Here is a 20,148-nt window from a genome sequence, read left to right as displayed (position 1 = left end):
CGGTGAAGAGGCGGTCCTTCTGCACCATGGTGCGCAACGGCCACGTCGCCACGATCACCACCTGCACGAAACCGACAACTCGCTATGCCTGAGAACGCGACTCGCTATGTCTGGGGGCGCGACTCGCTATGTCTGGGGGCGCGACTCGCGGGGTTAGTCCAGGACGGCCATGGCGTCGATCTCTACCAGGAGGCCTGCCGGGAGGCCTACGTAGACCGTGGTGCGGGCCGGGAAGGACTCCTCGAAGAACTCGCGGTAGGCGTCGTTCATCTCGCCGAAGTGGGCGGTGTCGGTGAGGTAGATGCGGCACATGACCACGTCGTCGAGGGTGGCGCCGCCCGCCTCCAGGACCCGGCGCACGTTCTGCATGACCTGGCGGGTCTGTTCGGTGACGGTGTCGCCGACGATCTCGTTCGTCGACGGGTCGAAGGCCACCTGGCCGGCCACCTGCAGGATGTTGCCCTTGCGGATGCCGTGCGTGAGCGGCACCGTCGGGATCTTGGTGCCCTCCGGGTGGATCGCGACCTTCGCCATCAGTCTCTCCTCTTCGTTTCCTGGTAACCACACTCGGCGGACGCCGCCGACGCCGCGGCCAGCAGTGCCGGCACCAGCTCCAGCAGGCCGTCCAGGTCGAGCACGACCTGCGGCACCGACAGCGACACCGCCGCGAGCACCTCGCCCCGCGCGCCGCGCACCGGCGCGGCGACGCAGTGGATGTGCTCCTCGTGCTCCTCGTCGTCGATCGCGTAGCCCCGCGCGGCCACCCGGTCCAGCTCCGCCAGGTACGCGCGCGGCGTGGTGATCGTGTTCCGCGCCATCTTCTCGTACCTGATCGACGCCGCCACCTCCGCGCGCTGGTCCTCCGGCAACGCGGCGACCAACACCTTCGCCACGGCCGTGCAGTGCAGCGGGGCGCGCCTGCCGATGCGGGAGTACATCCGCACGTTGTGGCGGCTCTCGTACTTGTCGACGTAGATCACCTCACCGTCCTCGTAGGACGCGAGGTGCACGGTGTGCCCGGTCTCCGCGTTCAGCGCACGCAGCGCGGGCTCCACGCTGCGCCGCACGTCCCGCTCGTCGAGCGCCCGGAACGCCAGCTCGAACAGCGACGTGCCCAGCCGGTAGTACCGCACCCCGACACGCTGCACGAACCGGTGCGACTCCAACGTGCGCAGCAACCGCAACACGGTCGACTTGTGCACGTCGAGCCGCTCGGCCAGCTGGTCGAGGGTCCGCTGCCCGTCCGCCAGCTCGTCGAGCACGACGAGCGCACGGTCCAAGCTCTGACTCACGACGCCCCCTCGGTCACGAACGCCGCGGCCCACTCGGCCTCGGACGCGGCCAGCATCGCCGACACGTACGACGGCGGCAGCGACGGGCCCACGTCGTGGTGGGTGCGCAGCGCGGTCGCGGCCCGCAGGTGACCGGCCCGCAACCGGCGCAGCGGCGGCTCCCCCGCGAGCGTCGCCCACAGGAACCCGGCGGCGAACGCGTCACCGGCGCCGACCGGCTCGACCACGTCGACCTTCAACGCGGGCTGGAACAGCACGTCGTCGCCCTCGACCAGCGTCGCGCCCGCCGCGCCCTGCTTGATCACGAGCGTCGCCGGTTCCGGCAGCAGCGCGCGGATCGCCGCCGGTTCGTCGACGTCCCACACGAGCTTCGCCTCGTCCGCGCCGACGAACACGATGTCCGCCGCGGCGGCGAGGTCGCGCAGCACGGCCGGGTCACGGTCGGTCCACAGCCGGGGCCGCCAGTTGAGGTCGAACGACAGCGTGAAGTCGCGGGGCAGGTGCAGCAGGCGGACCATCAGGGCGTGGCAGCTGTCCGACAGCGCGGGCGTGATCCCGCTGGTGTGCACGACCCGCACCGCGTCGAGCGGCAGCGTGTCGACCAGCGACGGCCCCATGCCCGACGCGGCCGACCCGCGCCGGTAGTAGCGCACCGGGCTGCCGGACGCGTCCCGCTCCTTGACGTACACCCCGGTCGGCCGGTCCGCGTCGACCGCGACGGCGGACACGTCGACCCCGAACGAGGCGACCGCCGACACGACGGCCGTGCCGAGCGCGTCGTCGCCGACCGCGCTCACCCACGCCGACCGCAGCCCGAGCGCGGCGACGTGACAGGCCACATTGGACTCGGCGCCACCGACGGTCCGGTGCCACGTGGTCGCCTCGGCCGGCGGACCCGGTTCCGCGGGCACGAACATGGCCATGGTCTCGCCCAGGCACAACACGTCGGTGCGCACGCGCCGCCCCTCCTCCGCCGTTGACTGGCCGGCCGAGGAGATGCTACACACCTTCGTGGCACATAGCGCAATAGTCGTTGCAAAATACGCAACCTGAGGAGAGCGGATGCCGGAGATCACCCCGGGCCGGATGGACCCCGCCGCGCTCGACGCGCTTCTCGCCGAGCGGCTCGACTGGCGGTTCAAGGGGATCCCGACCTCGTTGTCCGGATTGTCCATCCGGGACGGCCGGGACCGCGGCCTGAACCTCTTCCGCGACGGGTTCCTCCCGCCCGTCACGGTTCTCGACGAGCCCGCGCTCACCCACAACCTCACCACGATGGCCGACCTGTGCGCACGCCACGGCTTCGCGCACGCCCCGCACGGCAAGACGACCATGGCGCCGCAGCTGTTCGCGCGCCAGTTCGAGCACGGCGCGTGGGGCCAGACCGCGGCCAACGCGAGCCAGCTGCGGATCTACCGCGCGTTCGGGGTGAGCCGGGTGATCCTCGCGAACGAACTGGTCGACGCGACCGCGCTGCGCTGGGTCGCCGACGAGTTGGACCACGACCCGGGTTTCGAGTTCTGGTGCTGGGCCGACACCGAGCGAGGCGTCGAGCTGATGACCGACGCGCTGCGCGAGGCCGCGCCGTCCCGCCCGGTGGACGTGCTCGTCGAGCTGGGCGTGCCGGGCGGACGCACGGGCTGCCGCGACCGGGCCGCCGCGCTCGGGATCGCCGAGGCCGTCGCGGCGAGCCCGGTGCTGCGGCTCGCCGGTGTCGCGAGCTACGAGGGCGCGGTCGCGGGCGACGCCACGGCGGACGGGCTCGCGGCCGTGCGCACGCACCTGAGCGAACTGCGCGCGCTCGCGCTCGACCTCGCCGAACGCGGGTACTTCGCCGAGTCGGACCAGGTCGTCGTGACCGCGGGCGGCAGCTCGTTCTTCGACCTCGTGGTCGACGTGCTCGGCGCGCCGTGGCCGGACGGGCTACCCGTGCTGCCGGTGCTGCGCAGCGGCGCGTACCTCACGCACGACGAGGGGTACTACGCACGCAACTCGCCGCTCGGCGCCAGCCCCCGCCTCGACGGGACGCCGCTGCGGCCCGCGGTCCGGACGTGGGCGCAGGTGACCTCGCGACCGGAACCGCGTCTGGCGTTCATCAACGCGGGCAAGCGGGACGTGCCGTACGACATCGACCTGCCGTTGCCGGAGCTGCGCCGCGCGGGCGGGGTGACCACCGCGCTGACCGGGTGCGCGGTCACGAAGGTCAACGACCAGCACGGGTTCGTCCAGCTCGGCGCGGACGCGGCGGTGGAGGTCGGCGACTGGGTCGGGCTGGGGCTCTCCCACCCGTGCACGACGTTCGACAAGGTCCCGCTCCTGCCGATGGTCGGCGCGGACGGCGAGACCGTCGTCGATCTGATCCGCACGTTCTTCTGATGCCGACCTTCCGCGGCGCGACGGTCGTCGACGGCACGGGCGGTCCGTCGTACCGGGCGGACGTGACCGTCGACAGTGGACGGATCACGGCGATCGGCGGCGGGGGCGGCGGCCGGGTCGTGGACGCGGACGGGCTCGTGCTGGCGCCCGGGTTCATCGACATGCACGCGCACTCCGACCTGCAGATCCTCGCGAACCCGGACCACACGGCGAAGGTCTCGCAGGGCGTCACGCTCGAGGTGCTCGGCCAGGACGGCCTGTCGTACGCGCCGGTCGACGACGAGACGCTCGCCGGGCTGCGCGCGCAGCTCGCCGGGTGGAACGACGACCCACCGGGCTTCGACTGGGACTGGCGCGGCGTCGGCGAGTACCTGGACCGGCTGGACCGCGGCATCGCCGTCAACGCCGCCTACCTGGTGCCGCAGGGCACGGTGCGGATGCTCGTGGTCGGCTGGGCGGCGCGGCCCGCCACGGAGTCCGAAGTGGACCGGATGCGGGCGCTGGTCGCGACCGGGCTCGCCGAAGGCGCGGTGGGCATGTCGTCCGGCCTCACCTACACGCCCGGCATGTACGCCGACACCGACGAACTGGTGGCACTGTGCGAGGTCGTCGGCAGGGGCGGCGGCTACTACAGCCCGCACCACCGCAGCTACGGCGCGGGCGCGGTCGAGGCGTACGCGGAGGTGGTCGAGGTGTCCCGGCGGTCCGGCTGCCCGCTGCACCTCGCGCACGCGACCATGAACTTCCCGGTCAACGAGGGCCGCGCAGGCGAGCTGTTGTCGTTGCTGGACAACGCGATCGCGGACGGCTGCGACATCTCGCTCGACACCTACCCGTACCTGCCGGGCGCCACGTACCTGTCGGCGCTGCTGCCGAGCTGGGCCACCGAGGGCGGGCTCGACGCGACACTGGCCCGGCTGTCCGACCCGGACACCCGTGAGCGGATCCGCGCCGACATCGAGGAACACGGCTCGGACGGCTGCCACGGCGTGCCCGTCGACTGGTCGTCGATCGAGATCAACGGCGTCCGCCGCGCCGAGAACGCCCACCTGGTAGGGAAATCCGTCGCGGCGTCGGCCAGTACGGCCGGGATCGCACCGGCCGACCTGTACTTCGCCACGCTCGTCTCCGAACGGCTCGGCACGTCGTGCCTCATGCACGTCGGGCACGAGGACAACGTCCGCGCGATCATGCGTCACCCCGCGCACACCGGCGGCAGCGACGGGCTGCTGGTCGGCGAACGGCCGCACCCGAGGGCGTGGGGCACGTTCCCGCGCTACCTGGCCCGGTACGTGCGCGAGCTGGGCGTGCTGACCCTGGAGGACTGCGTCGCGCACCTGACGGGGCGGGCGGCGCGACGGCTGCGCCTGACCGACCGCGGGCTCGTGCGCGAGGGGTACGCGGCCGACCTGGTGCTGTTCGACCCGGACACCGTCGCGGACACCGCGACGTTCGACGAACCGCGCCGACCCGCGACCGGTATCCCGTACGTGCTGGTGAACGGCGTCCCCGTCATCGACGACGGCAGGCACACCGGCGCACTCGCCGGGCACTCGATCCGCAACGAGGGAGTCTGAGACATGGACCTGCTCGCCGAACTGGCCACACGGCGCGCGTTGTGCATCATCCGCGCACCGATGATCCCCGACCCGGTCGGGCTGGCGCGGACGCTCGTGGCGGCGGGGATGCCGATCGTCGAGTTCGCGCTGACCACACCCGACGCGCCGCGTCTGATCGAGCAGGCGTCGCGGGTGGACGGTCTGGTCCTGGGCGCGGGCACCGTGATGTCCGAACAGGACGCCCGCGACGCGATCAACGCCGGTGCCACGTTCCTGCTCACCCCGGGCCTGCGGCCCGCGGTGGCGGAAGAGGCGGTGCGGCAACGGATCCCGATCGTGCTGGGCGCGATGACCCCGACCGAGGTGGCGACCGCGGTCGACCTCGGCGCCACGGCGGTGAAGGTGTTCCCGGCGGCCCGGCTGGGCCCGGCGTACTTCTCCGACCTGCACGGCCCTTACCCGGACACGCAGCTGGTCGCGACCGGTGGACTGAACGCGGAGAACGCGGCGGACTACCTGGCCGCGGGCGCGATCGCGGTGACCGCGGGAAGTGGTGTCGTCGGACCGAAGCTGGCGGCGGAGTCCAAACTCGGCGAGATCGGGCAGCGCGCGAAGGAATTCCTCTCGGCCATCGCATGAGGAGACCAATGTCGGGGTTGGTCGACTGGCCGCACCACTCCACGCCGGGGAGCCGTTCAGCTCAGCACCGCCACGATGGTCGTCCCCGGACGCGAACACGCCCTCCTCCGGTCGTCGTCCAGCTCCACCAGGGGAGACGGCAGTACCGGCACGCCCATCACGAGACCAGCGTATCGTCGGCGCGGTCATGAACGACGACGACGAGTTGTGGGTGGACAGCGCCGACCGGAAGGTGGCGCTGCGTGCGCTGGCCGAGCACCGGGAGGCCGAGCACCTGACCACGACCGAACACGACCGCCGCCAGGACCTGGTGCAGGGCGCGCAGACGCGGGCCGACCTTCGCGCGTTGTTCGCCGACCTGCCGTCGCCGCATCCGCTCATCGGGGAGGAGCGGGACGCGTGGGAGGCGACGCCGGGCTCGCGGCCCGTGGCCGACACCCCCGACGGGCGCAGCAACGGCACCGGGCTCGTGCTCGGCAGTGGCGGGGTAGTCGTGCTCGGCGCGCTGCTCGCCGGGTGGTGGGTGCCCGCGATCCTCCTCGCGTGTGTCGTCGTGGTCGTGACCGTGTTGGTCGCTGCGCACTGATTGGTCCAGACCCTTGTGTCCGGTGGTGGCTTCTCTCTAGCATCCGTTGCAGAGAGCAGAACGTCCATTGCGCATAGTGCAACGGGGGTCCACCATGATGTTCCGACGGACGCTGGTCATCGCCGCTCTCGGTGCGCTCGCCATCGGGTGCGCGCCACCGCAGGCATCCGACGGCGCCGGCACGCAGGAGACCACCGGCGAGCTCCGGGTCTGGCTGTTCCAGGAAGCGTCCAACGCGGCCAAGGAAAAGGTCGTCGACGAGGCCAAGGCCGAGTTCGAGGCGGCGCACGAGGGCGTCACCGTCAACGTCGAGTACCTGCCGGTCGACGGCCGCGCCACCCGCTTCAACGGCGCCTTCAACGACAAGGCCAGCGCGCCCGACGTCGCCGAGTTCGGCAACACCGACCTCGCCGGGTACACCGCGTCCAACGGGTTCGCGGACCTGACCGCCGACCTCGGGAAATGGCCCGAGAGCAAGGACCTGGTGCCCGAGGTCCTCGACACCGCCAAGGTGGACGGCAAGACCTACGGCATCCCCTGGTTCACCGGCACCCGTGCGCTCTACTACCGCACGGACGTCTTCACCGAGCTGAACCTGACGCCGCCGACCACCCTCGCCGAGCTGACCGAGACCGCCCGCGCGATACGCAGGGCCAAGCCCGGCCTGTACGGCATCGCGGTCGGCGGCAAGTACCAGTTCGCGCTCCTGCCCTACATCTGGGCCAACGGCGGCGACGTGGCCGAACAGGTGGGTGACGCATGGAAGTCCGCCATCGACTCCCCCGCGGCCAAGGATGGCCTGGCCCAGTACGCCGAGCTGCTCAGCGACGACATCTGCCCGCCCTCGGCGTGCGCGCAGCTGACCGGCAGCCAGTCCGTCGCCGCGTTCGCCGGCGGCAAGGCCGCGATGACGATCGGCGGCGACTTCAACCGTGCCGCGGTCGACGCCGGCGCGGTCAAGGGCAAGTACGCGGTGGTTCCGTTGCCCGGCGAGGAACCCGGCTCGATCGCACCCGCGTTCGCGGGTGGCAACCTGCTCGGCGTGTTCCGCTCCAGCACCAAGCGTGCGCTCGCGCTGGAGTTCACGCGGCTCCTCGGCGGCAAGGAGTACCAGGAGAAGATGTACGGCGCGATGGGCAACATGCCCACGTTCACCGACGTGCAGGACCGCGTCGCGGCCGACGACCAGTTCCTCGCGCCGTTCATCGAGACCGTCCAGAGCGGGACCCGTTTCGTTCCGTCGACCCCGGCGTGGACGAAGATCGACGCGGCCAGTGTGCTGCCCACCATGGTCCAGCAGGTCGCCACCGGGCGGGCGGACGTGCACACCGCGACCAGAGCCGCGGCCGCCGAGATGAACGCAGCCTTCGGCAGCTGATGGCGTTCACGCACCGGCGGGACGGGCGCGCCGCGCTCCTGTACCTGCTGCCCGCCGCGGTCGTGCTGCTGGCGCTGATGGCGTACCCGATCTACCAGCTGGTCGTCATCTCGCTGTACGACTACGGGCAGCCGCAGGCCAGCGGCGCGGCACCCCTGCGGTTCCTCGGCCTGGAGAACTACACGACGCTCCTGTCCGATCCACGGTTCTGGGACGTGCTGGTCACGACGATCGGGTTCGCCGCGTTCTGCGTGGCCGGCACGCTGTTCGTCGGCACCGCGCTGGCCGTGCTCGCGAGCCGGGCCCGTGCGGTACCGAGGACGCTGCTGTTCGTCGCCGCGCTGGGTGCGTGGGCGACGCCGACCATGGCGGGCTCGTACGTGTGGCTGTTCCTGTTCGACCAGGACTTCGGGTTGGTCAACGAGGTCCTCGCGGGGCTCGGGTTCGACGGGATGCGCGGCCATTCCTGGACGTTCGAGCGGTTCTCGGCGTTCGGGCTCGTCGCCGCGGAGATCATCTGGTGCTCGTTCCCGTTCGTGCTCGTGACCATGTACGCGGGCATCAGGGCCATCCCGGGCGAGGTGCTGGAGGCGGCGGCGCTCGACGGCGCGTCGGTCCGCCGCACGGCGACGTCGGTGATCCTGCCGATCCTGCGGCCACTGCTGGTGATCGCGACCATCCAGTCGATCATCTGGGACTTCAAGGTGTTCACGCAGATCTACGTGATGACGAACGGCGGTGGCGTGGCCGGGCAGAACCTGGTGCTCAACGTGTTCGCGTACCAGAAGGCGTTCGCCGGTGAGCAGTACGGTCTCGGCGCGGCGATCGGCGTCGTCATGACCGTCCTGTTGCTGGCGATCACCGGCCTGTACGTGCGGGCACAACGGGGTGTGCGGTGAGGCGCGGGCAGCTCGTCGTCGATGTGGTGTGCGTGGTGGTCGCCGTGGTCGTCGCGTTCCCGTTGTACTGGATGGTGCTCTCAGCGCTCAAACCCGCGGGTGAGCTGCGGTCGACGCGTCCATGGACCGCGGCGCCCACTGTGGACAGTTTCCGGCGCGTGCTCGACGTGGAGAACTTCGGGCTGTACTTCGTGAACAGCCTCGTGGTCGCGGTGCTGGTGGTCGCACTGTCGCTGGTGGCGTCGTTCCTGTCGGCGGTGGCGCTGACCAGGTTCCGGTTCCGCGGCCGCACCGTGCTCGTGGTGATGTTGCTGGTGGCGCAGATGGTGCCGGTGGAGGCCCTGACCATCCCGCTGTTCTTCCTGATGCGCTCGTTCGGTGACGTGGTGCCCGCGATCGGGTTGAACCAGCTCGGGTCGCTCGTGGTGGTGCACCTGGCGTTCAGCCTGCCGTTCGCGATCTGGCTGCTGCGCGGGTTCGTGGCGACCGTGCCCGACGACCTGGCTGAGGCTGCGGCACTCGACGGCGCGTCCCGGTTCCGCTTCACGTGGCAGGTGCTGTTCCCGCTGGTGGCGCCCGGTCTGGTGGCGGCGAGCGTGGTGTCGTTCATCCACGCGTGGAACGACTTCCTGTTCGCGAAGACGTTCCTGATCTCCGGCACGGACAACCGGACGCTCCCCCTGGGACTGCTGGTGTTCTTCAAGCCGGAGGAACAGGACTGGGGTGCGATCATGGCGGGTTCCACGTTGATGACGCTGCCGGTGCTGGCGTTCTTCCTGACAGTGCAACGACATCTGGTGTCCGGCATGGCCGGGGCGGTGAAGGGGTGACCGTGTTCGAAGAACTGCTGCCGCGCCCGGTGCGGGTATCCCCGACGGGTGGGACGCTGGCGGACCCGCCCGATCCGGTGTTCGTCCCCGACGCGTCCCTGCCACCGTCGGGTTTCCGGCTGACCGTCGACTCGGCGGTGCGGATCGAGGCCCCGGACGCGGCCGGCGAGTTCTACGGCCTGCAGGCGTTGAAGCAGCTGCGTGGCCCGGCGGCGTTCCGGGCGGTCGACCTGCCGGGCGACCCGCTGCCGTGCGGCGTGGTGGAGGACTGGCCAAGGTTCGGCTGGCGCGGCTGCCTGCTGGACGTGGCGCGGCACTTCATGCCGAAGTACGGCGTGCTGCGGTTCCTGGACCTGATGGCGGCGCACCGGTTGAACGTGCTGCACCTGCACCTGACCGACGACCAGGGCTGGCGGGTCGAGGTCCCGGAGTTCCCGCGCCTGACGGAGGTCGGCGCGTGGCGAGCCGGTTCCTGGGTCGGCCGTCCGCCGGACGGCACCCCCGGCCACGACGGCCGCCCGCACGGCGGGTTCTACACGGTGGACGACCTGCGGGAGATCGTGGCGTACGCGGCGGAGCGGCACATCACGGTGGTGCCGGAGATCGACGTGCCTGGCCACAGCCAGGCCGCGATCGCCGCGTACCCGTGGCTGGGGGTCACCGGTCGGCCCCTGGCGGTCCTGACGCGCTGGGGCGTCAACGACAACGTGCTGGCGATGACGGACGAGGTCGTGGACTTCTACCGCCGCGTGCTGACCCACGTGGCGGACATCTTCCCGTCGGAGGTGATCTGCGTGGGCGGCGACGAGGTCCCGACGACGCAGTGGACGGCGGACCCGGCCTCCGTGGCGCGCGCGGAGGCGCTCGGTCTGTCCAGTGTGGACGAGCTGAACGGGTGGTTCGTCGGGGAGATGGCCACCCACCTCGCGACGCTGGGCCGCAGGGCACTGGCGTGGGACGAGGCGCTGTCGCCGCTGCTGCCGGAGGACACGGTGATCGGCGCGTGGCACACCGGGGTCGACACTGGGGGCCATGACGTGGTGCTGTGCCCGGAGGAGCACGTGTACCTCGATCACCGCCAGTCGGACCACCCGGACGAGCCGATCCCGGTGGGGTATCTGCGAACGCTGGCGAACGTGTACGCGTACGAGCCGTTGCCGTCGGCGTTGGGAGCGCAGGCGCAGGTGTGGTCCGAGCACCTGGACTCGCCGCGGCGCGTGGACTACGCGGCGTTTCCGCGGCTGGCGGCGTTCGCGGAGGTGGTGTGGAGCGGACCGGGCGGTTCGTACGCGGAGTTCGAGCAGCGGCTGACCAGGCACCACCTGCCGCGACTGGACGCGCTGGGTGTGGAGTACCGCCCGCTGGCGGGCCCGCACCCCTGGCAGACGCGGCCGGGCGCGCCAGGACGTCCGCGCTGAGCAAGCCACGGGGGCGTCGAGCGGCACAACGCACACGGTCCCGGTCAGCCCATGCTGCCGGGACCGTGGCCTACCACGGAAAGATCACCACATCGACACGCCGTACGCGGATCCGTAGAACGCGAGGCTGTCGGCGATCGGGAAGTACCACGACACGCTCTCCCCCGCACCGACGGCCGACGCGCACCGGTACCGGCTGCCGTCCCAGTGCAGCTGCGCACCGGACGTCACGCCCTCGGGCGTCCAGGTCGACAGCGCCGCCACGTTGGCGCCACCGGAGTCACCCGGCTCGACGCACGCCGAGTGGCGGGTCATGCCGTACACGGCGCCCTGGCTGTAGTTCACCGTCTCGTCCTTGCCGGTGATGTAGCCGCAGGTCCACTTCGTCGTGATGCCGGACTTGCACATGTACGTACCGACCGGCGAGTCGCTGTAGCCGCTGACCGTGACGATCCCGCCGTTGGACGGGTTCGTGTCGACCCACCGGCCCTGGATCCAGTACGACGGGTTGTCGTTGCGGATCAGGGCGTCGTCGTAGCTCGGGAACCAGCTCGACACGGTGGTGCCGAGGAAGGTGCCGTCCTGGCCGGTGACCGTGGAGCCGGTGGACACGCAGTGGCCCGCGGTCAGCAGGTAGCCCTGGCCGGTCGAGTGGTTGCGCAGGTTGAAGCCCGCCGAGCAGCTGCCCCCGTTGATGGCGTCGCCGCCGTCGAGCCAGTTCGCGGTCGGCACCGGTGCGCGGTCGACCTGCTCGAACCGCACCGCGTCACCGAACTTCGCGAGCGACGACAGCGTGGCCTGCTGCCCCTTGACGGTGGTGACGACGACGCTGTTGGTCTTCGGGTCGACGCGCCAGCTCGCGAGGCCGTGCAGCGACGACGCCCCCGGCTTCCCGCGGGACGTCCCGGATGCCTTGCCGGACAACGAGTCCAGCTCGGCGCGGATGGCGTCCAGCTCCGCGGCGCTGTGCCGCACGACCTTCGCGTCGGCGCCCGCCTTCCGCACCTGCGCCACGCGTGCCTCGTCGGTGACGGCGACGGTCAGCCTGCCGGTGGCCGCGTCGAACCACGAGCCGCCGAAGTCGGCGCCGAGCCTGCTCCGCAGCGAGGCGTCGAGGTCGACGGCGCGGTCCTGCTGCGCCCGCAGGGTCGTGGCCTGTGCCGCGGTGAGGCCGAGGTCCCGCTGCATGGCGGCGAGCACCTCGTCGGCCACGGCGGACCGGCCCGGTGCGGCGGCCGCCGCCGACTGCACCGCCACGGCGGCGGTGGCGACCGCCGCCGCGGTGACGATGACGCGAACGAACTTGTTCATCCCTTGAATCCCCTTGTTGTGGGTTGCAACAACGACCGGTGAGTCGTCGCGGCCCCACACCGCCGTGAGCGGCACACGGGGATACACCCCGAAAGGGCAGAACGGGATAGACCTCGCTCACAAACACCGGTGCCGCCGCACCCACGAGGGCGCGGCGGCACCGGAGATACAACGGATTACTCGAACTTCTCGCCCTTCTCGGCCTTCTCGACCAGCGAGGCTGGCGGGAGGAAGTGGTCGCCGTAGCGCTCGGCGAGCTCACGGGCCCGCGCGACGAAGCCGGCGACGCCACCCTCGTAGCCGTTGATGTACTGGATGACACCACCGGTCCACGGCGGGAAGCCGATGCCCATGATCGAGCCGATGTTGGCGTCCGGCACCGACCGCAGCACGCCCTCGTCGAAGCACTTGACCGTCTCGAGGGCCTCCGCGAAGAGCATGCGCTCCTTCATGTCCTCGAACGGGATCTGGTGCCCCTCCTTGGTGAAGTTCTCGTAGAGGCCCTTCCACAGCCCGGTGCGCTTGCCGTCCGCGTACTCGTAGAAGCCCGCGCCGGACGAGCGGCCCTTGCGGTCGAACTCCTCCACCATCCGGTCCATGATCGGCTCGGAGGCGTGCGAGTTCCAGGTGCCACCGGCGGCCTCGACCGCCGCCTGGGTCTCGCGGCGGATCTTCAGCGGCAGCGTCAGCGTCAGCTCGTCCAGCAGCTGCAGCGGCGGCGCCGGGTAGCCGGCCTGCGAACCCGCCTGCTCGACCGACGCCGGGTGCACGCCCTCGGCGACCATCGCGACCGCCTCGTTGATGAACGTGCCGATCACGCGCGAGGTGAAGAAGCCGCGCGAGTCGTTGACCACGATCGGGGTCTTGCGGATCTGCTGCGCCACGTCGAACGCCTTGGCGAGCGTCGCGTCGGAGGTCTTCTCCCCGACGATGATCTCCAGCAGCGGCATCTTGTCGACCGGCGAGAAGAAGTGCAGGCCGATGAAGTCCTCCTGCCGCTTCACGCCCTCGGCGAGACCGGTGATCGGCAGCGTGGAGGTGTTGGAGCCCAGCACGGCGTCCGGCGCGACGACGTTCTCGATCTCGGCGAACACCTTGTGCTTCAGCTCGGTGCTCTCGAACACGGCCTCGATGACGAGGTCCGCACCGGCCAGGTCCTCGACGTTGGCGGTCGGCGTGATCCGCGCCAGCGTCTCGTCCGCCTTCTCACGGGTGACCTTGCCGCGCGAGACGGCCTTGTCAAAGAGCTTGACCGAGTAGTCCTTGCCCTTCTCGGCCGCCTCCTGCGAGACGTCCTTGAGCACGACCTCCATGCCGCCGCGGGCGCAGACGTACGCGATGCCCGCGCCCATCATGCCCGCGCCGAGCACGGCGACCTTGCGTGCCGTGTACTTCTCGTAGCCGTCGGGGCGGGAGCCGCCGGAGTTGATGTGCTGCAGGTCGAAGAAGAACGCCTTGATCATGTTCTTCGCGACCTGGCCGGACAGCAGCGACAGCAGGTACCGGGACTCGATGGTCAGCGCGGTGTCGATGTCGACCTGCGCGCCCTCGATCGCGGCGGACAGGATCGCGCGCGGCGCCGGCATGTTGGCGCCCTTGAGCTGCTTGCGCAGGTTGGCCGGGAACGCGGGCAGGTTCGCCGCGAACGCCGGGTGCGACGGGGTGCCGCCGGGGATCTTGAAGCCCTTGACGTCCCACGGCTGCGCGGCCTCGGGGTTGGCCTTGATCCACTCCTTGGCCTTGGGCAGCAGCTCGTCGATCGAGCCGACGACCTCGTTCACCAGGCCGACGTCCTTGGCCTTGGCCGGGGCGTACTGCTGGCCCTGCAGCAGCACCGACAGCAGCGCGTTCTGGATGCCCAGCAGCCGCACGGTGCGGGTGACACCGCCGCCACCCGGCAGGAGGCCGAGCGTGACCTCCGGCAGACCGATCTTCGAACCCTTGACGTCCGCGGCGATCCGGTGGTGGGTCGCGAGCGCGATCTCCAGGCCACCGCCCAGCGCGGCGCCGTTGATGGCCGCCACGACCGGCTTGCCCAGCGTCTCCAGGCGGCGCAGGTCGGCCTTGATGCCCTCGATGAACTCGAAGCCCTCCTTGGCCTGGTCGGCCTTGGCCTCGATCATGTCCTTGAGGTCGCCGCCCGCGAAGAAGGTCTTCTTGGCCGAGGTGATCACCACACCGGTGATGTCGCCGGCCTCGGCGTGCAGGCGCTCGACCGTGGCGTGCATGGACGCCGCGTAGTCGCGGTTCATCGTGTTGGCCGACTGGTTCGGGTCGTCCAACGTGAGGACGACGATGCCGTCGGCGTCCTTCTCCCAGCGAATGGTCTCAGTCATTGAGTCTCGTAGTCCTTACACGCGCTCGATGAGGGTCGCGACGCCCATGCCGCCGCCGATGCAGAGGGTGATCACGGCCCGGCGCGCCTGGCGGCGCTCCAGCTCGTCGACCATGGTGCCGAGGATCATGGCCCCGGTCGCGCCGAGCGGGTGGCCCATCGCGATGGCGCCGCCGTTGACGTTGAGCTTCTCGTCCGGGATGGAAAGCTTCTTCTGGTAGTTCAGCACCACCGACGCGAACGCCTCGTTCAGCTCGAACAGGTCGATGTCGTCGACGGTCAGGCCGGTCTTGGCGAGCAGCTTTTCCGTCGCCGGGATCGGGCCGGTCAGCATGATCGTCGAGTCGGCGCCGGAGGTGGCGGTGGCGACGATGCGGGCGCGCGGGGTCAGGCCCATGTCCTTGCCCGCCTGCTCGGAGCCGACGAGCACCAGCGCGGCGCCGTCGACGATGCCGGAGCTGTTGCCCGCGTGGTGGACGTGGTCGATCTTCTCGACGTAGTGGTACTTCTGCAGCGCCACGGCGTCGAAGCCGCCCATCTCGCCGATCGCCTCGAAGGACGGCTTCAGCTTGGCCAGGCCCTCCACGGTGGTGTCGGCACGCATGTGCTCGTCGTGGTCGAGGACCGTGATGCCGTTCTGGTCCACCACCGGGATGATCGAGTTCGCGAAGTAGCCGTTGCTCGCCGCCTTGGCCGCGAGCTGCTGGGAGCGCAGCGCGTAGGCGTCGACGTCCTCGCGGGAGAAGCCCTCGATCGTCGCGATCAGGTCGGCGCCGATGCCCTGCGGCACGAAGTAGGTGTCGTACGCGGTGGCCGGGTCCATGGCCCACGCGCCGCCGTCGGTCCCCATCGCGACCCGCGACATGGACTCGACGCCGCCGCCGATGACGACCTCGTCCCACCCGGACGCGACCTTCTGGGCGGCGATGTTGACGGCCTCGAGGCCCGAGGCGCAGAAGCGGTTGAGCTGCACGCCCCCGACGGTGTCGGGCAGCCCGGCCGCGATCGCGGCGGTCTTGGCGATGTCACTGCCCTGGTCACCGATGGGGGTGACCACGCCGAGCAGCAGGTCGGAGACCCGGTCGACGTCGAGCGTGGGGTTGCGCTTGCGGAGCTCGTCGATCAGGCCGACGACGAGGGAGATCGGCTTGGTTCCGTGCAGCGACCCGGTCTTCTTGCCCCGGCCGCGCGGGGTGCGGATCGCGTCGTAGACGAATGCTTCGGTAGCCACGCTAGGGGTCCTCTCGAGGGCTAATACTGATTAACATGTTGGCACTGTCCCCGCCGTTGTCAACGCCCCCCACCCGATTTGGGGTGTGGACCACACTCAGCTCTCACCAGAACGCGAGGCCGACGTCATCGCGCTAATCTGAGTTCACTTGGCGCCTCGTTGACGGTTTGCCAACAACACGCTCGTCGGTTAGCTTGGATGAGCACCGCACCGTGGAGGAACCGTGGCGGAGACATCCCGGCCGCCGGTCAGGCGGCCACGCAACCGCAAGGCACAACTCGCCGACGCGGCGGCCGAACTGTTCCGCAAGCACGGGTACCACCAGGTCAGCGTCAACGACATCGCCCAGGCCGCGGGCGTCACCGGCCCGGCCGTCTACCGGCACTTCCGGGGCAAACAGGACATCCTGGCCCACGTCCTGCTGTCCGGGCTGGACACGTTCGGCCTGGTCACCGAGGGTGCGCTGGCCACCCCCGGCACCCCGGCCGACCAGCTCGACGCGCTGCTGCGCGCGGTCGCGGCGCTCGCCGTCGACCGGCGCGAGATCACCGCGCTCTGGCGCTGGGAGGGCCGCCACCTCGCCGAGGCCGACCGCACCAAGATCCGCCACCGGGGTGCCGAGCTGATGGCGCAGTGGGGCATCGCGCTGCGGGACGTGCGGCCGGAGCTGTCCAAGGCCGACTCCGAGCTGCTCTGCTGGGCGACCCTGTCGGTGTACGGGAGCCTCTCCGACCACCACACGAGCCCGCCGCGACGTCGCTTCGAGGAGCTGTTGACCACGCTCGCGTCGGCGGTCACCTCGTGGGAGGTGTCTGCCGGCGACCCCGTTCCGCTACCCGAACCGACGCCGAGCACGCCCGGCTCGCGGCGCGAGGAGCTGCTGACCGCCGCGATCTCGCTGTTCCGCGAACGCGGGTACGCCGCGGTGAGCATGGAGGACATCGGCGCCCGCGCGGGCATGGCGGGCCCGAGCATCTACCGGTACTTCCCCGGCAAGGCCGCGATCCTCGTCGCCGGTGGCTACCGGATGGCCGACCAGCTGGCCCGCACGGCCGCGCACGCGATGACGCTGCCGCCGGACGAGGCGCTGAACCACCTCGCCACGTCCTATGTGGACACCGTGCTGCGGTCGGACAACATCATGGCCACGTTCGCGAACGAGCTGCGCAACCTGCCCGAACGCGACCGCAAGGACCTGGTGCGGCTGCAACGGCACTACGTCGGCCACTGGTACCGGCTGCTGCGCACGGTCGCGCCGGAGCTGGGTGAACCGGACGCGAAGGTCGTCGTGCACGTGGCCCTGACGATCGTCAACGACCTCGCCCGCACGCCCCGGCTGCTGCGTCGGCCGAGGATCGCGGCCGAACTGACCGAGCTGGCGGTGACGGTTCTCGGCACGGGAGCGGAGCGACCCATCAGCACCGGAGCGGAGCGACCCATCGACACCTGAGCGTGAGCGACCCATCGATGCCGGGAGGTAGTCATGTCCACCGCGCTGCGCGCACCCTACGACGTCGACAAGAACGCGTTCGACCGCTGGCTGATGGACCGTGCGTGGCCCAGGAAGGACCTGGCGAAGGCACCCGCCGGCCTCAAGCCCGTTCCCGGTGACCCCGGCCTGCCCCTGCTCGGGCACAGCCTGGAGATGCTGCGGCTCGGGCTCAACTACGCGATGAAGCGCTACGACCAGTACGGGCCGGTGTCGTGGGTGCGTGCGTTCGGCGTGAACGTCGTGTCGGCGTCCGGCCCGGAGGCCACGCAGGTCGTGCTCGCCAACAGGGACAAGGCGTACTCGCAGAAGGGCTGGGAGTACTTCATCGGCCCGTTCTTCAACCGCGGGCTGATGCTGCTGGACTTCGACGAGCACATCTACCACCGGCGGCTCATGCAGCTGGCGTTCACCGCCGACCGGCTGTCCGGGTACATGGTGCAGGTCGGCGACGTGGTGCGGGACAGCGTGTCGTCGTGGTCGCCGAAGGACGGGTTCCTGGTCTACCCGGCGCTCAAGCAGCTGACGCTGGACGTGGCCACGAAGATCTTCATGGCCACCACGCTCGGCGGCGAGGCCACGAAGCTGACGAAGGCGTTCGTGGACACCGTGCGCGCCGGCACGGCGCTGGTCCGCCTGCCGATCGGCCGCTGGGGCGCCGGTCTCGCCGGGCGCAAGGTGCTGGAGGACTACTTCCGCCGCAGCTTGCCCGCCAAGCGCGCGTCGGACTCCGACGACCTCTTCGCCGCCCTGTGCCACGCCCGCACCGACGACGGCGAGACGTTCACCGACGACGACGTCGTCAACCACATGATCTTCCTGATGATGGCCGCGCACGACACGTCGACCATCGCGACCTCCGCACTCGTGTACTACCTCGGCAAGAACCCGGAGTGGCAGGCCCAGGTGCGCGCGGAGTCCCTCGCACTGGGCGACGAGCCGCTGACGGTGTCCACGTTGGAGAAGCTGCCGACGCTGGACCTGGTGCTCAAGGAGTCGATGCGCCTGGTGGCCCCGGTGCCGTGGATGGTCCGCAGGACGGTGAAGGACACCGAGCTGCTCGGCCACCACGTGCCGGAGGGCGTGTTCGTGACGACGTTGTCATGGCTGAACCACCTGCTGCCGGAGTACTGGACCGACCCGCTGCGCTTCGACCCCGAACGCTTCTCCGAGGACCGCCGCGAGGACAAGTCGCACCGCTTCGCCTACATGCCCTTCGGTGGCGGCGTGCACAAGTGCATCGGCATGCACTTCGGCACCCAGGAGGTCAAGACGATCGCGCACGAGCTGGTCCGCCGTTTCGAGTGGACGGTGCCGGCCGACTACGACGTCCGCTGGGACCCGACCGCGTTGCCGCTGCCGAAGGACGGCCTGCCGATCTCGCTCACGCGCCGCTGATCCGGTCGCCCACGAACCGCGGCATCCCGGGGAAGACGCGGAGGAAGTAGCCGTCGTCGTGCGCCCCGGCCCGATGTCGGCCTGCGCTCCGGTCCTGTCCGCCGGTACCCGTGCCGCGTCGTCCCCATGTTCCTCCTGACGCCCGGCCGCTGGTCCCGGTTGCTAACGGGGTGCCTCCGTGTCCCCGCCGGTGCGGCCGCAGTGGACGCCGTCGGTCGCCTGGTGGATGCCGACACCGGTCTCCCCCGGCGCGTGGTCGTCCCGCAGCACGAGGTGCGGGTCGTAGTCGCCGCCGTTCTGGTGGCGGAACGGGATCGGGTCCGCGTCCGGCAGGGTGACCAGCCGTTCGGTCAGGCGGGTGGCGGCGTCGGTGTACTCGTCGTCGGAGAGCGCGACCGCGCCGTTGACCACGAACGGCGCCACCGGGGTCATGCCGGAGTACCAGAGCGTGCCGTGCGTGAGCGGGAACAGGACCTCGTCCAGGTCACCGTGGATGCCGCGCGGTCCGGTCGTGGCCGCGTTCGCGCCGACGGTGGTGATCACCAGCGCGCGGCGGCCGACCAGCCCGCCGTCCCCGTACCGGCGCGCGCGGCCGGTGACCGGGTCGAGCACGCCCTGCGCGAAGCCCTGCACGAACAGCCGGTCGAACCAGCCCTTCAGGATCGCGGGCATGCCGAACCACCACAACGGGAACTGCACGACCACGGTGTCCGACCACAGCAGTTTCTCCTGCTCGGCGCGGATGTCCGGGTGCAGCGTCCCGTCGTTCAGCGCACGTTCGGACTCCGTGAGCACGTCCATCCGCTCGGCGGGATCGTGCGCGAAGTCCGCCGCGCGCACCACCGGGTCCCAGCCCATCGCGTAGAGATCCGACTCGCGCACCTCGTGGCCGTGCTCGCGCAGCACCGCGATCCCGTGGTCCCGCAGCGCCCCGTTCAGCGACCGCGGGTCGGGATGGGCGTAGAGCCACAGCACCCGCATACCTCACCCTCGCCTGTTCACGACCACCACGGTCCCCGCCGCGGTCGCCACCACCTTCCGCGTTCCCGAGTCGTCCTGTGCGAACAGCTCGCAGCGGACCTCCGCCCGCCGCGCGGACGACTCGGTGACGTCGGCCCGTGCCACCAGCACCCGGCCGACCGCGGGACGCAGGTACTCGACGGCGACCCGCCCGGTCAGCACCGACGGCCCGAGGACCGAGCCCGCCGCGAAGGTGATCGTGTTGTCGGCCGCGTACGCGAGCACACCGCCGTGCACGAAACCGTTCTGCTGCTTGTGTTCGTCGCGGATGTCGATCTCCAGGGTGGTACCCCCGCCGCCGAACGCGACGATGCGCGCCCCGAGCAGGACGCTGAACGGTTGTGCCGCCAGCGCCTGCCGGGCGTCGTCGATTGTCAGCTCCACCGG

At 70.7% G+C, this 20,148-nt stretch carries 18 protein-coding genes; 10 read left to right on the top strand and 8 right to left on the bottom strand.

Features of this window, described 5'->3' with window-relative positions:
- Positions 1-153: 153 nt before the first annotated feature.
- From ACIBVP_RS13515 to ACIBVP_RS13505, 3 genes are read right to left on the bottom strand one after another with little or no spacing between them, the layout of a single operon-like run.
- Positions 154-534, bottom strand: coding sequence for a RidA family protein (locus ACIBVP_RS13515; RefSeq protein WP_396106370.1), 381 nt, complete (start codon positions 532-534; stop codon positions 154-156).
- Positions 534-1,292 carry an IclR family transcriptional regulator gene (locus tag ACIBVP_RS13510; RefSeq protein ID WP_396106369.1) on the bottom strand — a complete coding sequence of 253 codons (759 nt, stop codon included), beginning with the start codon at positions 1,290-1,292 and terminating at the stop codon, positions 534-536. Before ACIBVP_RS13510 ends, ACIBVP_RS13515 begins: the two co-directional genes overlap by 1 nt.
- Positions 1,289-2,215 (bottom strand): sugar kinase, encoded by a 927-nt coding sequence (locus ACIBVP_RS13505; protein ID WP_396106430.1) that lies wholly within the window; start codon positions 2,213-2,215, stop codon positions 1,289-1,291. Before ACIBVP_RS13505 ends, ACIBVP_RS13510 begins: the two co-directional genes overlap by 4 nt.
- Before the next feature lie 139 nt (positions 2,216-2,354).
- Between ACIBVP_RS13505 and ACIBVP_RS13500 the strand changes: the two genes are divergently transcribed.
- The 8 genes from ACIBVP_RS13500 (at position 2,355) to ACIBVP_RS13465 (ending at position 10,977) form a co-directional block, all read left to right on the top strand.
- Entirely contained in the window at positions 2,355-3,668 is a 1,314-nt protein-coding gene (locus ACIBVP_RS13500; protein WP_396106368.1) for an amino acid deaminase, read from the top strand.
- Positions 3,668-5,245 (top strand): amidohydrolase family protein, encoded by a 1,578-nt coding sequence (locus ACIBVP_RS13495; RefSeq protein WP_396106367.1) that lies wholly within the window; start codon positions 3,668-3,670, stop codon positions 5,243-5,245. Before ACIBVP_RS13500 ends, ACIBVP_RS13495 begins: the two co-directional genes overlap by 1 nt.
- Positions 5,246-5,248: 3 nt before the next feature.
- Positions 5,249-5,866 carry a bifunctional 4-hydroxy-2-oxoglutarate aldolase/2-dehydro-3-deoxy-phosphogluconate aldolase gene (locus ACIBVP_RS13490; protein ID WP_396106366.1) on the top strand — a complete coding sequence of 206 codons (618 nt, stop codon included), beginning with the start codon at positions 5,249-5,251 and terminating at the stop codon, positions 5,864-5,866.
- A 187-nt stretch (positions 5,867-6,053) separates the two neighbouring features.
- Complete coding sequence (locus ACIBVP_RS13485; protein WP_396106365.1) at positions 6,054-6,452, top strand: DUF1707 domain-containing protein; 399 nt, start codon at positions 6,054-6,056, stop codon at positions 6,450-6,452.
- A 94-nt stretch (positions 6,453-6,546) separates the two neighbouring features.
- Positions 6,547-7,830 carry an extracellular solute-binding protein gene (locus tag ACIBVP_RS13480; RefSeq protein WP_396106364.1) on the top strand — a complete coding sequence of 428 codons (1,284 nt, stop codon included), beginning with the start codon at positions 6,547-6,549 and terminating at the stop codon, positions 7,828-7,830.
- Positions 7,830-8,729: a carbohydrate ABC transporter permease gene (locus ACIBVP_RS13475; protein ID WP_396106363.1), complete on the top strand. Its 900-nt coding sequence runs from the start codon at positions 7,830-7,832 to the stop codon at positions 8,727-8,729. Before ACIBVP_RS13480 ends, ACIBVP_RS13475 begins: the two co-directional genes overlap by 1 nt.
- Complete coding sequence (locus ACIBVP_RS13470) at positions 8,726-9,559, top strand: carbohydrate ABC transporter permease (protein ID WP_396106362.1); 834 nt, start codon at positions 8,726-8,728, stop codon at positions 9,557-9,559. The genes ACIBVP_RS13475 and ACIBVP_RS13470 overlap by 4 nt, the downstream gene beginning before the upstream one ends.
- A complete protein-coding gene (locus tag ACIBVP_RS13465; RefSeq protein WP_396106361.1) occupies positions 9,556-10,977 on the top strand; it encodes a beta-N-acetylhexosaminidase in 1,422 nt (473 codons plus the stop codon). Before ACIBVP_RS13470 ends, ACIBVP_RS13465 begins: the two co-directional genes overlap by 4 nt.
- Before the next feature lie 84 nt (positions 10,978-11,061).
- Here ACIBVP_RS13465 and ACIBVP_RS13460 read toward each other — a convergent pair whose 3' ends face one another.
- From ACIBVP_RS13460 to ACIBVP_RS13450, 3 genes are all read right to left on the bottom strand, one after another.
- A complete protein-coding gene (locus tag ACIBVP_RS13460; RefSeq protein WP_396106360.1) occupies positions 11,062-12,288 on the bottom strand; it encodes a S1 family peptidase in 1,227 nt (408 codons plus the stop codon).
- 176 nt (positions 12,289-12,464) lie between these two features.
- Positions 12,465-14,624 (bottom strand): 3-hydroxyacyl-CoA dehydrogenase NAD-binding domain-containing protein, encoded by a 2,160-nt coding sequence (locus ACIBVP_RS13455; RefSeq protein WP_396106359.1) that lies wholly within the window; start codon positions 14,622-14,624, stop codon positions 12,465-12,467.
- Positions 14,625-14,639: 15 nt separating this feature from the next.
- On the bottom strand, positions 14,640-15,854 hold the full coding sequence (locus tag ACIBVP_RS13450; RefSeq protein WP_396106358.1) for an acetyl-CoA C-acetyltransferase: 1,215 nt from the start codon (positions 15,852-15,854) through the stop codon (positions 14,640-14,642).
- Between the two features lie 223 nt (positions 15,855-16,077).
- On the opposite strand from ACIBVP_RS13450, the gene ACIBVP_RS13445 reads away from it, so the two are divergent.
- Both ACIBVP_RS13445 and ACIBVP_RS13440 read left to right on the top strand, forming a co-directional pair.
- Positions 16,078-17,304, top strand: coding sequence for a TetR/AcrR family transcriptional regulator (locus ACIBVP_RS13445; protein WP_396106357.1), 1,227 nt, complete (start codon positions 16,078-16,080; stop codon positions 17,302-17,304).
- A gap of 33 nt (positions 17,305-17,337) precedes the next feature.
- Entirely contained in the window at positions 17,338-18,741 is a 1,404-nt protein-coding gene (locus ACIBVP_RS13440) for a cytochrome P450 (protein WP_396106356.1), read from the top strand.
- Between the two features lie 162 nt (positions 18,742-18,903).
- On the opposite strand, the gene ACIBVP_RS13435 is transcribed toward ACIBVP_RS13440, so the two are convergent.
- Positions 18,904-19,722, bottom strand: coding sequence for an NAD(P)H-dependent oxidoreductase (locus tag ACIBVP_RS13435; protein ID WP_396106354.1), 819 nt, complete (start codon positions 19,720-19,722; stop codon positions 18,904-18,906).
- A gap of 3 nt (positions 19,723-19,725) precedes the next feature.
- On the bottom strand, positions 19,726-20,145 hold the full coding sequence (locus ACIBVP_RS13430; RefSeq protein WP_396106352.1) for a PaaI family thioesterase: 420 nt from the start codon (positions 20,143-20,145) through the stop codon (positions 19,726-19,728).
- Between the last annotated feature and the right edge of the window lie 3 nt (positions 20,146-20,148).

It is taken from the genome of Actinophytocola sp. NPDC049390 (genome assembly GCF_044466355.1).
Classification (GTDB): Bacteria; Actinomycetota; Actinomycetes; order Mycobacteriales; family Pseudonocardiaceae; genus Actinophytocola.
Note: the sequence above shows the minus strand (reverse complement) of the source record. Positions and strands in the feature narration are given on the sequence as shown.

What these genes read in the sequence shown, in the direction of transcription:
- ACIBVP_RS13490 (WP_396106366.1), top strand. Translation starts at nt 5,249, where the DNA reads ATGGACCTGCTCGCCGAACTGGCCACACGGCGCGCGTTGTGCATCATC.
- ACIBVP_RS13435 (WP_396106354.1), bottom strand. Translation starts at nt 19,722, where the DNA reads ATGCGGGTGCTGTGGCTCTACGCCCATCCCGACCCGCGGTCGCTGAAC.
- ACIBVP_RS13495 (WP_396106367.1), top strand. Translation starts at nt 3,668, where the DNA reads ATGCCGACCTTCCGCGGCGCGACGGTCGTCGACGGCACGGGCGGTCCG.
- ACIBVP_RS13440 (WP_396106356.1), top strand. Translation starts at nt 17,338, where the DNA reads ATGTCCACCGCGCTGCGCGCACCCTACGACGTCGACAAGAACGCGTTC.
- ACIBVP_RS13505 (WP_396106430.1), bottom strand. Translation starts at nt 2,215, where the DNA reads ATGGCCATGTTCGTGCCCGCGGAACCGGGTCCGCCGGCCGAGGCGACC.
- ACIBVP_RS13455 (WP_396106359.1), bottom strand. Translation starts at nt 14,624, where the DNA reads ATGACTGAGACCATTCGCTGGGAGAAGGACGCCGACGGCATCGTCGTC.
- ACIBVP_RS13460 (WP_396106360.1), bottom strand. Translation starts at nt 12,288, where the DNA reads ATGAACAAGTTCGTTCGCGTCATCGTCACCGCGGCGGCGGTCGCCACC.
- ACIBVP_RS13475 (WP_396106363.1), top strand. Translation starts at nt 7,830, where the DNA reads ATGGCGTTCACGCACCGGCGGGACGGGCGCGCCGCGCTCCTGTACCTG.
- ACIBVP_RS13485 (WP_396106365.1), top strand. Translation starts at nt 6,054, where the DNA reads ATGAACGACGACGACGAGTTGTGGGTGGACAGCGCCGACCGGAAGGTG.
- ACIBVP_RS13480 (WP_396106364.1), top strand. Translation starts at nt 6,547, where the DNA reads ATGATGTTCCGACGGACGCTGGTCATCGCCGCTCTCGGTGCGCTCGCC.
- ACIBVP_RS13515 (WP_396106370.1), bottom strand. Translation starts at nt 534, where the DNA reads ATGGCGAAGGTCGCGATCCACCCGGAGGGCACCAAGATCCCGACGGTG.
- ACIBVP_RS13500 (WP_396106368.1), top strand. Translation starts at nt 2,355, where the DNA reads ATGCCGGAGATCACCCCGGGCCGGATGGACCCCGCCGCGCTCGACGCG.